The organism is Dyella japonica (assembly GCF_040545895.1).
Taxonomy (GTDB): domain Bacteria; phylum Pseudomonadota; class Gammaproteobacteria; order Xanthomonadales; family Rhodanobacteraceae; genus Dyella; species Dyella japonica_D.
On the sequence record NZ_JBEPMU010000001.1, the window covers coordinates 1 to 13,573 of the forward strand.

11 protein-coding genes and 1 pseudogene are annotated in these 13,573 nt (G+C 56.9%); 8 read left to right on the plus strand and 4 right to left on the minus strand.

All coding sequences use genetic code 11. From position 1 onward, the window contains the following. Positions 1-590: 590 nt before the first annotated feature. Genes ABIC75_RS00005 through ABIC75_RS00020 form a run of 4 tightly spaced genes read right to left on the minus strand, consistent with a single transcriptional unit; the run spans position 591 to position 2,243 of the window. A complete protein-coding gene (locus ABIC75_RS00005; RefSeq protein ID WP_354011812.1) occupies positions 591-947 on the minus strand; it encodes an HAD domain-containing protein in 357 nt (118 codons plus the stop codon). Positions 948-951: 4 nt separating this feature from the next. Beyond that, on the minus strand, positions 952-1,431 hold the full coding sequence (locus ABIC75_RS00010; RefSeq protein WP_354011813.1) for a hypothetical protein: 480 nt from the start codon (positions 1,429-1,431) through the stop codon (positions 952-954). A 19-nt stretch (positions 1,432-1,450) separates the two neighbouring features. Continuing rightward, a complete protein-coding gene (locus ABIC75_RS00015) occupies positions 1,451-1,741 on the minus strand; it encodes a hypothetical protein (protein ID WP_354011814.1) in 291 nt (96 codons plus the stop codon). A 37-nt stretch (positions 1,742-1,778) separates the two neighbouring features. Continuing rightward, a complete protein-coding gene (locus tag ABIC75_RS00020) occupies positions 1,779-2,243 on the minus strand; it encodes a hypothetical protein (RefSeq protein WP_354011815.1) in 465 nt (154 codons plus the stop codon). A 255-nt stretch (positions 2,244-2,498) separates the two neighbouring features. Here ABIC75_RS00020 and ABIC75_RS00025 point away from each other — a divergent pair, with 255 nt between their 5' ends. The 8 genes and pseudogenes from ABIC75_RS00025 to ABIC75_RS00060 all read left to right on the plus strand — a co-directional run bounded on the left by ABIC75_RS00025 (position 2,499) and on the right by ABIC75_RS00060 (position 13,480). Beyond that, on the plus strand, positions 2,499-3,449 hold the full coding sequence (locus ABIC75_RS00025; RefSeq protein WP_354011816.1) for a hypothetical protein: 951 nt from the start codon (positions 2,499-2,501) through the stop codon (positions 3,447-3,449). Between the two features lie 276 nt (positions 3,450-3,725). Further along, the gene (locus ABIC75_RS00030; RefSeq protein ID WP_354011817.1) at positions 3,726-4,673 is read left to right on the plus strand and encodes a DUF4268 domain-containing protein; all 948 of its coding nucleotides are present in this window, start codon (positions 3,726-3,728) and stop codon (positions 4,671-4,673) included. A 135-nt stretch (positions 4,674-4,808) separates the two neighbouring features. After that, positions 4,809-6,293, plus strand: coding sequence for a type I restriction-modification system subunit M (locus ABIC75_RS00035; protein ID WP_354011818.1), 1,485 nt, complete (start codon positions 4,809-4,811; stop codon positions 6,291-6,293). Then, positions 6,290-7,498, plus strand: a complete 1,209-nt coding sequence (locus tag ABIC75_RS00040) for a restriction endonuclease subunit S (RefSeq protein ID WP_354011819.1) — start codon at positions 6,290-6,292, stop codon at positions 7,496-7,498. The genes ABIC75_RS00035 and ABIC75_RS00040 overlap by 4 nt, the downstream gene beginning before the upstream one ends. A 3-nt stretch (positions 7,499-7,501) precedes the next feature. Continuing rightward, positions 7,502-10,975 carry a DEAD/DEAH box helicase family protein gene (locus ABIC75_RS00045; protein WP_354011820.1) on the plus strand — a complete coding sequence of 1,158 codons (3,474 nt, stop codon included), beginning with the start codon at positions 7,502-7,504 and terminating at the stop codon, positions 10,973-10,975. 99 nt (positions 10,976-11,074) lie between these two features. Next, a complete protein-coding gene (locus tag ABIC75_RS00050) occupies positions 11,075-12,250 on the plus strand; it encodes a hypothetical protein (RefSeq protein ID WP_354011821.1) in 1,176 nt (391 codons plus the stop codon). Between the two features lie 263 nt (positions 12,251-12,513). Then, positions 12,514-13,089, plus strand: a pseudogene (locus ABIC75_RS23085) (tyrosine-type recombinase/integrase); the annotation flags it as partial. 49 nt (positions 13,090-13,138) lie between these two features. Beyond that, positions 13,139-13,480 carry a phage terminase large subunit family protein gene (locus ABIC75_RS00060; RefSeq protein ID WP_354011822.1) on the plus strand — a complete coding sequence of 114 codons (342 nt, stop codon included), beginning with the start codon at positions 13,139-13,141 and terminating at the stop codon, positions 13,478-13,480. Positions 13,481-13,573 lie beyond the last annotated feature (93 nt).

Here is a 13,573-nt window from a genome sequence, read left to right on the forward strand (position 1 = left end):
GCCTCGGCGGGCTGACGCCCGCCGAATTCCGTGTCCAGAACGATCCGGCCACCTCTAGTTATTCGTGGCACTGATCTGAGGGGAGTCGACACATCTAGCTCAAGCTATGCCCGTCAACGCAATCGGCTCGGCAAACTAATTACAGAATGCTGTAAAAATACAATAGGGAGCAATTTCTTGCGAGGTGGGCGAGTGTGTAACGCGCGCTGGAGAGGACCCAGGCACCGCGACGAAGAGCAAGACGCCACCTCCGTTGGGCAGGCCCCTCAAATGAATAATAGGTCGGTTTGGGAGGGGCGCCACATTGGACCAGAATCCGCCAAAAGTGATGGCCTGGCGTCCCCCACTGGGCTGCCAACGTATAGGCGTCTTACTCATAGGTCATTGAGGTACCATCTCAAGGGAGAGGTGGTATCGCACGACATGCTCCTTTTGAGGTGCTTGTCAGCGACGGATAGCCATTGTGGCTAGCCTCATTCCAATGCTAGACGGACGTCGGGTTGGCTAAGCCCAAGTACTGGATCGCACGCTATCAAGTGGCGCCGGGCTTCAGTGGGCCATCATCCTTCGACATCGTCATCAATGGCTAACTAGTCGTCGGGCATTCGTCGACGGACATCCCTGGCAATCTGGTCGTATCGCGTTGAGTGATTTAGCCACCAATAGAGCAATTGATAATCGGCAGCCACTTTGCTGTGCCAGGTCGCGCCGATGACACGACTCTTGAGGCCATCGGGTAGTCGATCCGCTGCATATTGGAAGCCTTTGACCCTTACCCAGCTTGTCGACAACACGATCTTGGCGTCGGGGTAGGGGGCCAAAATGCTTTCGAGTCGAGAGGCGTACTCGAACAGAACCCCCATTCCACGAAGGATGGTTCGGTTGCGTTGGTCGAGATAGACGTCGTAGTGGTGAAGAACGCCGTCTAAATCGAGATAGACGATCACTACGTCAGATCCCCCATTGGCTGAGATACGCCGCACGGAGTGCTTGTGCATCCACCAGCGCGTGATGCCGCTTGTTTGCCAACGCAGAGTGTGTGCTCCACCAGCGGTCAAGGGCAGGGCGGATGTCACTGAGGTATAGCCATGACAGTGCCGAGGCGATTGGTTGATCCGAATGAAGACCCGGCGTGCCTCTGATGACCATCTCGCATAGGCGTCGGTCCGCTTCGAAGTCGTAGCAGATGCAGGGTCTCGCGATTCGAGCGAGAAAGGCCCGGAGGCCCTGCGTCATATCTGCGTCGCTCATCGCAAAATGTCCGCGATCAAGCAGCGGATAGACAACGAGACTCACCCAAGGGGTTGGATCTTCGGGGAGGATTTGCCGTTCGGCGTAAAATACGTGTTCACCGTCTGAGGATACGAGAGCAAGAGAAACCAGCTCTGACGCCTCGATATCCGCCCATTCGCAATCAAGAAAGAGGTCCATGTGGATCCTTGCCTTGGTGTCAACTCTGATGGTGTTCTTCGGCGGGAACATGGAGCGACTGTTGTTCAGCGTCTTCGATGATTCGATCTGCCTCAGCATCTGTTCCGTCGACGTAGATGCGCAGTTCGTTGCGCTTTTCTTTGATATCAGTGACGGTTAACGCGAGTCCGGCAGCCCTTGCATGCTTCAGCAGCTTGCTGCTGAAGTGATGAAGGAGTGGCGCCCAGCTGTCCGGGCAAGCGAAAGCAAAGTAATCGCCGTAAAGCTCGGGGTAGGCTTTGCAGAGAAGTTCGTTGTTTTCCTGATTCACGAAGCGGCCTGCTCCGGGGCTGGAGTGAGCGAGAAGTTCAAGCGGAGCAGCGCTGTAGCTCCCGCGACATGGCCTCTGCAGGAAGGCGGACTGCAAGCAGTCGTACTGCCCAGACCCAAAGCAGCAATCCGAAACCGTAGAGCGCCAAGAGAAAGAGTCCGTAGAAGAGAAGCTTGAACGCCTCGACCTTTTGCTGAGAGACCAGGCGACAGGTCTGTTGGATGGTCTCTGTCGTTCGGCCCTGGCTCCGGACGGCGTAAAGCACATGCTTCTTTGCGCTGCCGAAAAAACGTGGCATCTGAAATTCGGCGAGGAAAAACGTCTGGCTATTGCGATTGCGGAGCAGGGAATCCAGAACGGGCGTCGTCATGACGCCTTCGCAATATCCGTCGCCACCGTTCTCTGTGTCGAAGCGGAGGTAGGAGTAGTGCCTTGCGCCATTCTGATTCTCCTCTGTGGAGCCCCAGCTGATTAGGTGGCCGGTGATCGTGCGAAGTGCCATTCAATCCTCCATATCCATCGAGTGAACTGATTCGTGGGCGGTGATCGCTTGCTCGCGTGGTGCGCGAGTTGCGTCGTCGGCTAGCGCCAGCCGGCCAAGCGTGCACACATGCCCGATCCCGGCGCCGAGTACGCTAGCACCATCAAAGCAATCAATACAATCACTGGGTGTTGTCTTTTTGAGCTGTGGTTTAGGAGGATGTGAAACGACGTCAGGCATTACACTGATGGTATTGATGGTTTTCTTGAGGCGGTTATGGCGCGCGTCGGTAGTCAAATTGGCGAGGCACCAACTACCGGCAGCGAGCACAGTCTGCCGCCTATGGCGCTGCGGGCGAGGTCTGATCATCTTTTAGTGCTCGTCACTGGCCGACCGTCCCGTGCTGGGCACGTACCACTCCAGGTTGCGATCCCGCAGGAACTCCTGCGTCGCCTGAGGTTTGAAACCTTCGGCAGCATTAATCAGGTATTGATTGCCCTAACTCGTCAGGCCATTGCCTGGTTGGATGCAGAGGGGCTGACTCTGCGTGCCGATGCCCATGAGGGGGCAGCCCCGGCGTCGCTAGAGGCCGCGCGGTCGGTTCCTAGCCACCTGGAAGGGCGGGCAAAGCAGGAGTACGTGCTGGCCTTGGACGACCTTTGGCCCAATGCTCGCCTAAGTACTTTGCCTAGGGAGGGGAATAGGCTTGTCGTTCAAATGGAAAGGCAGCCTCGGGCAGATGCTCAGCTCACCCAAATATCCCTTCCGAAGGACGTTCTGACACGCCTTCAGCACGATGGTGTGGGTGCGGTCAGCCAACTGGTTATCTCGCTGGCCCGTTATGCCGTTCGGCGATTGGACAGCGAGACGCTTTCCCTGGACGTCGGGGGCGAGTTAGGAGCTCGTGCGATCTCGGATAACGAGACGGAAGAGAAGCAGTCTATTTGCGGCTCTGTTGGAGGCGTTCTGGATGCGCCGAGTCTGACGGTGGCGGCATTAATCGAAAGGCTGTCAAACCTTCCCAAGAACGCATATGTCGTGTTCGCAGAGCGGGACAAGCGATGGTGGGACATAAAGCGAGCGGAAGTGATTCACTTGGGAGCCAATAGTCCCTATCTGTTCACCCCCATGCCAGCTGAAATTCAGACGGAGTCGGGTGCTGTGATCGTTTTGCTCAAGGGGAGCCCTTCTGACGTCTGGGAATTTGACGGCAACGACATCGAGTGATCGGAAACTAAAGAAGGGCAGGTCGGCTGGCAGAGTTATCAAGCAAGCTGGCGAAAAGAGCTGATGGTGATGAGTGATGTTGGGAAAGCCGAGAAGAGTGGAATGGCTGTCAAAGAACCGGCCTGGCTGCCGAAATAGCAACGTGAGGGCAAGTGAGTTGTTGGTGATGGTTGTGCTGGTACGGCAGGAAGCGAGTGTTGGCTGACAAAGCCATATAAATGATGCCCGAGTTTCATAGGCGCCTTAGACCAAGGTCGCCATCAAGGAAAGCAATCCATGAAGCCAAATCTTAGTCAGCTCCAGCGTGTTGATCTTCGCGAGGCTTGGCGTCACGAAGCTCTGGAGTTCACGCCATGGCTGGCGGAACAAGACAACCTCGATCGGCTGGCCGATGCATTGGGGCTGGATGAGCTGGAGTTAGTTCAGGCCGAGCACTGGGTAGGTGACTTCAAACTGGACATTCTGTGCTCGGACGACGGCGGCCCCGTGATCATCGAAAACCAGCTCGAGAAGACAAACCACGGGCATCTTGGGCAAATCATTACGTACGCGGCTGGCATTGGCGCCAAAAAAGTCATCTGGATCGCCGAGACATTCCGTGCGGAGCATGTGGCTGCCATCAATTTTCTCAACACCAACACCACGGATGAGTTGAATTTCTTCGCGGTCGAGATTGAGCTGTGGCGCATCGCCGACTCCCCGCTAGCGCCGAGCTTTAAAGTGGTGGCCAAGCCCGATAACTGGGCCAAGTCCGGCCGGGAGATGGCGCGTGCGGCGAGCGCCGCAACACCAACAAAGCAGAGGCAGCTGGAATTCTGGAAGAGGTTTGTAGCGCGGCTGGCTGAAAAAACGTCGTCCATCAAGCCTCAAAAGCCCCGACCCCAGCACTGGATCCAGATTTCGCTAGGGAGAGCAGGTTTCGGTCTGAACCCCACTTCCAATCAGCGAGACTCTCGTCTGGGGGTGGAGGTGTACATCAATGACAAAGAATCGAAGCGGCGATTCGCCGAATTGCGGGAGAAAAAGTCAGAAATCGAGGCGGCGCTGGGTTTCGAACTTGACTGGCAAGAGCTACCCGATGCCCATGCTTGTCGTATCGCTATCTACAAAGCCGACTGTCCCTTGGAAGAGGAAGGACGCTGGCCAGAGTACGTTGACTGGATTGTCGAGAAGGTCATGCAGATGTCAGCCGCATTCCGCCCAGCAATCAGAGGGCTGCCTTGAGCGACTTTGCGAGGGCTAAGTCACCGGCATTGACATTGCCGACGAAGCAAATGGCCGCATGAGCGGGCAATGCCCTAGCCCCTTAGCCCGTTCCCCTAGAAATTTACGCAAGAATTCCTTGAGAAGTTGAGTCAAATGATTACAGGCACCATCAAAACTCAGGTTGACCGCATCTGGGACGCATTCTGGAGTGGCGGCATCTCCAATCCCATGGAAGTCATCGAGCAGATGACCTATCTGCTTTTCATCAAGCGCCTGGATGAAATGCAGACGCTTAAGGACAAGAAGGCGGCGCGTACCCGTAAGCCGGATGAGGACCCCATCTTCAACAGCAAGCAGCAGAAGCTGCGCTGGTCGGTATTTCGGCAGATGGGTGATGCCGCCGAACTGTACAAGCTGGTGGCGGAGCGGGTGTTTCCCTTCATCAAGTCACTGGGAGGTGCGGATGGCGAGTCTGCCTATGCCAGCCATATGAAGGACGCGCGCTTCACCATTCCCACGCCCGCACTGCTGGCCAAGGTTGTGGACATGCTCGATGCGGTGCAAATGGAAGACCGCGACACCAAGGGCGACGTCTACGAATACATGCTGGGCAAGATCGCCACCGCAGGGCAGAACGGACAGTTCCGTACGCCCCGCCACATCATCAAGCTGATGGTGGACATGATGGCGCCCAAGTCGATGGACGTCATTTGCGATCCGGCCTGTGGTACGGCGGGATTCCTGGTCGCGGCGGCGGAGTATCTCGACCAGCACCATCGTGATGAGATCTACGCCGATAAGAAGGCAATTCGTCGCTTCAATCACGACACTTTCCACGGCTTTGATTTCGACAGCACCATGCTGCGCATTGGGGCCATGAACATGATGCTTCACGGCGTGGACGACCCCGCCATCGAGAATCGCGACTCCTTGAGTGAAAGCCATGCTGGCGTGGAAGAACGCTTCAGCCTGATCCTGGCCAATCCGCCGTTTGCCGGCAGCCTCGATTACGAAAGTACGGCCAAAGATCTGCAGGCTATCGTCAAGACCAAGAAGACGGAGCTGCTGTTCCTCGCCTTGTTCTTGCGCTTGCTGAAAGCGGGAGGCCGCGCGGCGGTTATCGTGCCAGACGGTGTGTTGTTCGGTTCCAGCAAGGCACACAAAGAACTACGCCGCATGCTGGTGGATGATCACAAGCTAGACGGCATCGTCTCCATGCCGTCAGGCGTGTTCCGTCCCTATGCGGGTGTATCCACGGCCATTCTGCTCTTCACTAAAACCAACTCCGGTGGCACGGATAACGTCTGGTTCTATGACATGCAGGCAGATGGCTACTCGCTTGACGATAAGCGAAACGAGCTGGATGCGGGTAAGCACGAGAACAACAATCTACCGGATGTAATCAAGCGTTGGCAGCATCGCGACAAGGAAGCAAAGCGTGCTCGCACTGAGCAGAGCTTCCTGGTTCCGAAAGCGGAGATTGCTGGTAACGACTACGATCTATCTATTAATCGCTATAAGAAGGTGGTGTACGAGGAAGTAAAACATGAGTCGCCACGAGTGATTCTGGCCAATCTAAGGCACTTGGAAGCGGAGATCATGCAGGGAATGGAGGAGCTAGAGGGGATGCTGAAGTGAGCGTCGCATCTGTGGCTAAGATTGGAGATCTATGCGAGCAGCTACGCGGAGTCACATATTCAAAAGATGACGTTGTGATGCTTCCAAGGCCGGGCTTTAAACCAGTGCTCCGCGCGAACAACATCACGGACAACGGGCTTACGTTTGACGACCTCGTCTTCGTGCCTCAGGCGAGGGTTGGTATCCGCCAATTCATCAAGAAGCACGATGTTGTGATTGCCGCATCGAGCGGGAGCATTGAGGTCGTAGGAAAGGCTGCGCGTGCCCTAGAGGATTTCGATGGTGGATTTGGTGCGTTCTGCAAAGTATTGAGGCCAAATAAGAAAGTTGATCCGGGATACTTCTCGCATTTCTTCCAAACGAAATCCTATCGGCAGCGAATTTCGCAGCTAGCCGCTGGTGCAAATATCAATAACCTTCGGAACGAGCATCTTACTGAGCTCGAGATTTTTCTCCCTCCGCTTTCGGAACAGCGTCGCATCGCGGCGATTCTGGACAAGGCGGACGCGCTGCGCGTCAAGCGCCGCGAAGCCATCGCCAAGCTCGATCAACTGCTTCAGTCTGTCTTCCTGGATATGTTCGGCGACCCAGTGACGAATCCGATGGGTTGGCCACAAAAGGAGCTGTTCGAGATCTGTGACCCGAATGATCGAATTAACTACGGAGTGGTGCAGCCTGGGGATCATGTTGATGACGGTGTGCCGCTCATACGAGTGGGCGACATTGAAGGAGGAAGGCTTGATCTGGCTTCTGTTAAGAGGATCGATCCCGCGATTGACAAGATGTATGGACGTTCTCGCCTTAATGGGAATGAGTTGCTCGTAACGTGCGTCGGCTCGATTGGGGGAATTGCCTCAGTTCCTCCGGCTGCCCGCGGTTACAACATCGCGCGAGCTATCACGCGAGTGCCATTGCTTGAGCCGAACATTCGTTCATTTGTGCGTGAATGTCTAAGAACACCTTCACTACAGCGTTACTTCTTACAAAAAACAAGAACGGTTAGTCAGCCGACACTCAATGTCTCCTTCGTTAAGAGTGCACCCATCATTTCCCCCCCGGCTCCCCTCGTGGCCAAGTTTTGCGAAGTCGCTAGCGCGGCTGAAGGGAGGGTCAGGGCAATGGCTGCTTCGGGCGAGAAGATGGCCTATTTGCTCAAATCGCTTCAACAGAAAGCCTTCTCTGGCCAACTTGCACGGAATAGCTGACCGATGACAAATTTCCAGTTTCTCCAATCCGAGTTCAAGTCGCTCTTCGAGCCAGCCTGGGGTGCGGAGCAACTGGTCTATTCCGATCCACGTGCCTGCTGCATGCGCACGCGCCATGCGCTGGAGCAAGCGGTGCATTGGCTGTACGAGCATGATCGCGATTTGCGCATGCCGTACGACAACAGCCTCAACGTCTTGCTGACGCAAACCGAGTTTGTCCGGCTGCTGCCGCCGCCGATTCATCAGAAGGCGCGGCTAATCCAGAAATTTGGCAATCAGACGGTGCACGGCAACCAGCCGGTGGGGCATCTGGACGCGTTGAGGTTAGTGCGCGAGCTATTCCATGTTCTGTTTTGGCTGGCGCGCACCTATACGCGCGCCAGCGATCCCAAGTCCATCGCGGCGGAATTCGATGAGAAGCGCCTGCCAAAGCTGGTGCGCGCGGATGAAGCCATCGCACTGACGCGCGATCAGCTCAAAAAGCAAGAATCCACATTCCAACAGCAGCTGGAAGCGCAGCACGCCAAATTGGAGGCGCTCGAGGCGCGTATTGCCGAGCAGGCAGCAACGCTAGCCGAGCGAGAGTCTTTGCTGGCGAATGTCGACGCGGATCGCGCAGCCGCTCGAGCTGAGCTGGCGCAGGCCAAGGCCGCCAATATCGCGGTGCCGGATACGCACGACTACCACGAGACGGACACGCGTCGGTTCTTTATCGACGTGTTGCTGCGTGAGGCTGGTTGGGAGATCGGCAAGAATGCCGCCGTCGAAGTGCCAGTCAGCGGCATGCCTAACTCGAAAGGTGAGGGCTTTGTCGACTATGTGCTCTGGGGCGCCGATGGTAAGCCATTGGCGGTGGTCGAAGCTAAGCGGAGTCTGAGTGACCCTGAGGTGGGCCGGCAGCAAGCGAAGCTCTACGCGGATTGCCTGGAGGCCGAACGTGGCCAGCGCCCGCTTATTTTCTATACCAATGGCCACAAGACCTGGCTGTGGGACGATCGCCGCGCGCCGCCGCGCGAAGTGCAGGGCTTCTACAGCCGCGAAGAATTGGCGCTTGCCATCCAGCGTCGCCAGCTACAGACCGATCCGGCATCGTTGCGCATCAACACGGCGATTGTGGAGCGCCCCTATCAGCACCGCGCCATTCGGGCGATGGCCGAGGCGCTGTCTCAGGGGCGTCGCGCAGGTTTGCTCACCATGGCCACCGGCACGGGCAAGACCCGTACCGCTATTGCGCTGGTCGAGCTGCTGATGCGCGCTAACTGGGTAAAGCGCGTACTGTTTCTCGCCGATCGCGTGGCTCTGGTCAAGCAGGCAACCAACGCGTTCAAGGAGCACTTGCCTGATTCCAGTCCGGTCAATCTGGTAGCCGATAAAAACGGTCAAGGCCGTGTCTACCTGTCGACCTATCCCACCATGATGGGTCTGATCGACGAGATGATCGGCGACGAGCGCCGTTATGGCATCGGCCATTTCGATCTGGTGATTATCGACGAAGCCCACCGAAGCGTTTATCAGAAATACGGTGCAATCTTTCGCTATTTCGATAGCTACCTTGTTGGCCTGACCGCGACCCCTCGTGATGAAGTGGATCGCGACACCTATCACCTGTTTGGGCTGGAAACCGGTGTCCCCACCGATGCCTACGGCCTGGACGAAGGCGTGGCCGACGGTTATCTGGTGGCACCGAAGGCCCATTCGGTGCCCATCAAGTTCGTGCGTGAGGGCATTCGCTACGACGAACTGAGCGATGTGGAGAAGGAGCATTGGGAATCACTGGACTGGGGCGACCGGGCCGGTGAGGACGAAGAGGAAGAGCCGCCTTCCGAAGTGCATGCGTCCGAGGTCAACAAGCAGCTGTTTAACGAACACACTGTGGACCTGATGCTCCAACACCTCATGGAAAATGGCTTGAAGGTGGAGGGTGGCGACAAGATTGGCAAGACCATCATCTTCGCGGTCAATCAAAACCATGCTCAGTTCATCGCCAAGCGTTTTGATCACCACTACCCGCAACACAAGGGTGAATTCGCCCGTGTGATCACGCACGCGGTGAAATACGCCCAGACCCTGATCGATGACTTTGAAAGCAAGCAAAACAAGCTGCCGCAGGTTGTCATTTCGGTCGACATGCTGGATACCGGCATCGACGTGCCCCAAGTATTGAACCTAGTGTTCTTCAAGGCCGTGCGGTCCAAGGTCAAGTTTTTGCAGATGATCGGTCGCGGTACGCGACTGTGCCCGAACCTGTTCGCACCCGACGTCGACAAAGATGAGTTCTTCATCTTCGATTTCTGCGGCAACTTCGAATACTTCAACGAAAATCCAAAGGGCGCGCTGGGTTCGGTGGCCGAGCCCTTGGGTAAGCGCCTCTTTAAGGCCCGCCTGGATCTGCTGGCATTGCTGCGTGAAGATCGCGGCGGCGTGGCCGAAACGGCAGCGCCCTATGGTGATGGGCCGTCGCTTCAGAATGGACTCGTGGAGCTACTTCACGGCGAAGTGGCCGCCATGAACCTCGACAACTTCATCGTGCGTACCGAACGCGAGCACGTCGTCCGGTTTGCCGATCGCAAGGCCTGGGATGCGCTCGATGATTCCTCGCTTGGTGATCTGCGTGCCCATGTGGCTGGCTTGCCCAGTCAGCGTGAGTCGGAACACATCACGGCCAAGCTGTTCGACTTGATATGTCTCAGTCTCCAGCTGGCGCTAGTCCGGTCAACGGCAGACTTGGTGACCTATCGCGATCGCATCATTGAATTAGCGGGTGACTTGGAGCGCATGAATGCGATTCCCACTGTTCGCGCAGAGCTGTCCTTGATCCAGGACGTTCAGACCGAAGAGTATTGGAAGGACGTCACAGTCGACATGGTTGAGCGCCTACGGCGGCGGTTGCGTGGCCTGATTCAGTTTATCGAGCGCAAGTCGATCAAGCCGGTCTACACGCTGTTGACGGACGAGAAGGGCGAGTCGAGTGAGGTCGTTCTCAAGGACTTCAGTACGGGTATCAACCTCGCTCAGTACAAAAAGAAGTTCGAGGCCTATATCCGATCCAACGAGAATCACGTGGCCATCGCCAAGCTCAAACACAATCGTCAGCTGACACTGACGGACCTGGCCGAACTGCAGCGGTTCGTTTACGAGTCGGAGCCAGTTGAGAGCCGGGAGCGGTTCGAGCAGTGCTTCGGAGTGGACAAGCCCCTGACAGTGCTCATCCGTTCATTGGTAGGTCTGGATCGAAATGCTGCCAAAGAAGCCTTTGGACGCTTTCTGGACGCCAATCATTACAGCAGCCAGCAGATCCGATTCGTCGAGATGGTTATTGACCGACTTACGGCAAGTGGCGTGATGGAAGCTGGGCAACTCTACGATCCCCCATTTACCGCGCTTCATCATGAGGGACTTGATGGAGTCTTCGGCGATGCCGACGCAGATGCTATCGTTAACGTCTTGTTGGACATCAATGCGCGTGCAGCAGCGTAGGCGCCCAGTTCATGCTCTAAGAAAGGTTGCCGTCGGCTACACACGTTCGGCACCATCCCGGCTGGTCTCCTTGGCTTTGTATGTGCCGACGGTGAGCGTATGAGCCAGAAAGTGGGTCGGCAGTCGTTATACGACGAGGTCTGGACGGATCCCGTGACGGACGTGGCAGGGCGTTACGGGCTCTCTGACGTCGGACTTGCAAAACTCTGTAAGACCATGGGGATCCCTCTGCCAGCCCGTGGCTATTGGGCGAAGGTACGCTCCGGTGCCCAAGTGAAGCGAACCCCGCTGCCCAGCTCGGGCCGATTTCGGGAGGTCGCGAGCCTCACGCGTTATGACTCCGAACAGGTCAAGGCGAAAAAGGCCATCGAGCAGCGAGCGAAGGAGACGAAGAAGTCCCTTGGGCAGGTCCCAGTGCCTGTCGAGCAGACAGTCCAGCATCCACTAGTGACCACTGCCAAGCAGCGGCTTGCCCGTTTAGACAGTGCCTCCGAGAAGCGCTTGCTATCCGCACCCGATGAGGTCCTAGACATTGAGGTCACCGCGGGATCGCTTGACCGTGCTCTTGCGCTGGTCAACGCGCTGCTTTTAGGGCTTTCGAATCTTGGAGCGGGGGTGGAAATAGACCGCGAGAAGAAGAGGACTCTGCTCATCTTCGAAAGCACTCATTTTGGCCTAAAGGTAACGGAGCGCATTACCCGTCGAGAGCACGTTGAAACGCCAGAGGAGAAAAAGGCGAAAGAGCGTTACTGGAAGTCTGCGGATCGGTACGGAGCACAGTATCCGAGCATTCCACGATATGACTACTTCCCCACGGGGCAGTTGACCATAACAGCCGGCCATTGGCCTTCTCGAACTTGGAATGACACCGGTCGTACTCGCCTGGAGGCGAGATTGGCGGAGGTGATAGCAGGCATCGTTGCCTTGTCTTCGGAAATCCGGGCGAAGGAGGAACGGCAGGCGCGGGAGGCCGAAGAGAGGCGGCAGAGGCAGCTGCGTTACGAACAGGAGCTTCAACGCTGGGAGCAAGAGCGTGCTCTATTCGAGGAGCTAGAGGCGAATGCTGTGAGATGGGAGCGGGCCTGTCGTTTAAGAAGGTACCTAGAGGCAGTAGAGGCAAATTCCGGTGGTGAGGGAACGGCTGAGTTCTCGGAATGGCTAGCCTGGGCTCGAGCTAAGGCTGACTGGGTCGACCCTCTTCTTAAGGCCCCCGATCCCTTGCTGGATGCACCTAAACCCAAGAGGCCAGGGCATTGGTGGGAGGCAAGCGAGTGAGTGCTGGGGGCATATTTGGGGGCATCTAGCAGTTTGGCGCCTCAGAAGCCGCTCAGTAGAGCGAAGTTCGTGTCCCCCCTTGGCACCATTAGCTAGTTTCAGGACGTCCCATAGAGTCCCGAAACGTCAAAGAAACCCGCTACTTAGCGGGTTTTTTTGTGCCATAAGGTTTCATGGCATGCCATCGAATCCCAGCACGCTTGGGGGTTCTTCTGGGGGTATATGGCAAGATGCCCCTAGGCAGGCAAAGAAAATACCCCCAGATGAAGCTCACCGAGCTGCAAGTCCGCAAAGCCGCCCCAGGCGATAAACCCAAGAAGCTGGCGGACGGCGCAGGCATGTACCTGCTGGTCGCCCCTAGTGGTGGGAAGCTCTGGCGCCTCAAATACCGTATAGACGGCAAAGAGAAGGTCCTGGCGCTGGGGAGATACCCTGATGTCGGTCTGGCGGAGGCTCGCAGTCGTCGTGAAGATGCCCGCCGGCAGATCGCCCGCGGCATCGACCCCAGCGCTGAGAGGGTCGCCGAGCGCCAGGCTCGCACGAGCGCTGAAAAGGTGGAAAGCCAGACCTTCGAGGCTGTTGCTCGCCTGTGGATGGAGCGACAGGACGTTGTGGAGATCACCGCGAACAAGAGCCGCTGGATTCTCGAAACATTTCTCTTTCCCTACATCGGCAATCGACCGATCAGCGAAATCACATCCCGAGAGCTGCTGGACGCGCTGCGTGCTACCGAGGCGACTGGCAAGTTGGAGACGACGAAGCGCGCAAAGATTAAAGCTGGCCAGGTCTTTCGCTTTGCAATCATCGAAGGCCTAACCGACAACGACCCCACGCCGAGCCTTCGTGGGGCGCTGCGATCACCAAAGCCCAAGCATCACGCGCGGGCCGATGCTCGCCGTGACCGAGCCTGGCGTGCACAACGTCACAGTCATGGTGAGCACGCAGCTGCTCAAGACCGCGCTTCTGGAAAACGTGTTCGGTTACTTCGCGCTCCTGGATCCGTGCCCCATTCTCCTGCTGCAGCCCAAAGAGGATGCCGCGGAGCAGGTTTTCGAAGGAGCGCATCAGTCCGCTAGTGCGTGTCACGCCTGTCCCAAAGAACGCGCGGACCGTGCGCGGTGCGCTAGCCATCAACAGCGCATCGGGGTCTCTGAACCCATCTGTCAACATCTTCAATTCAAGCGCGAATCCGGCCTATACGGTGCAGAATGCCAACAGCACGGCTGGTAATGGCCAGTCATCTGTTCCGTTCACGAGCTTCCCGCTCCTCACCGCCCAAACCTTCTGGTGGAGTGCGGTGGTCTCATCCGGATCCGTGACCGG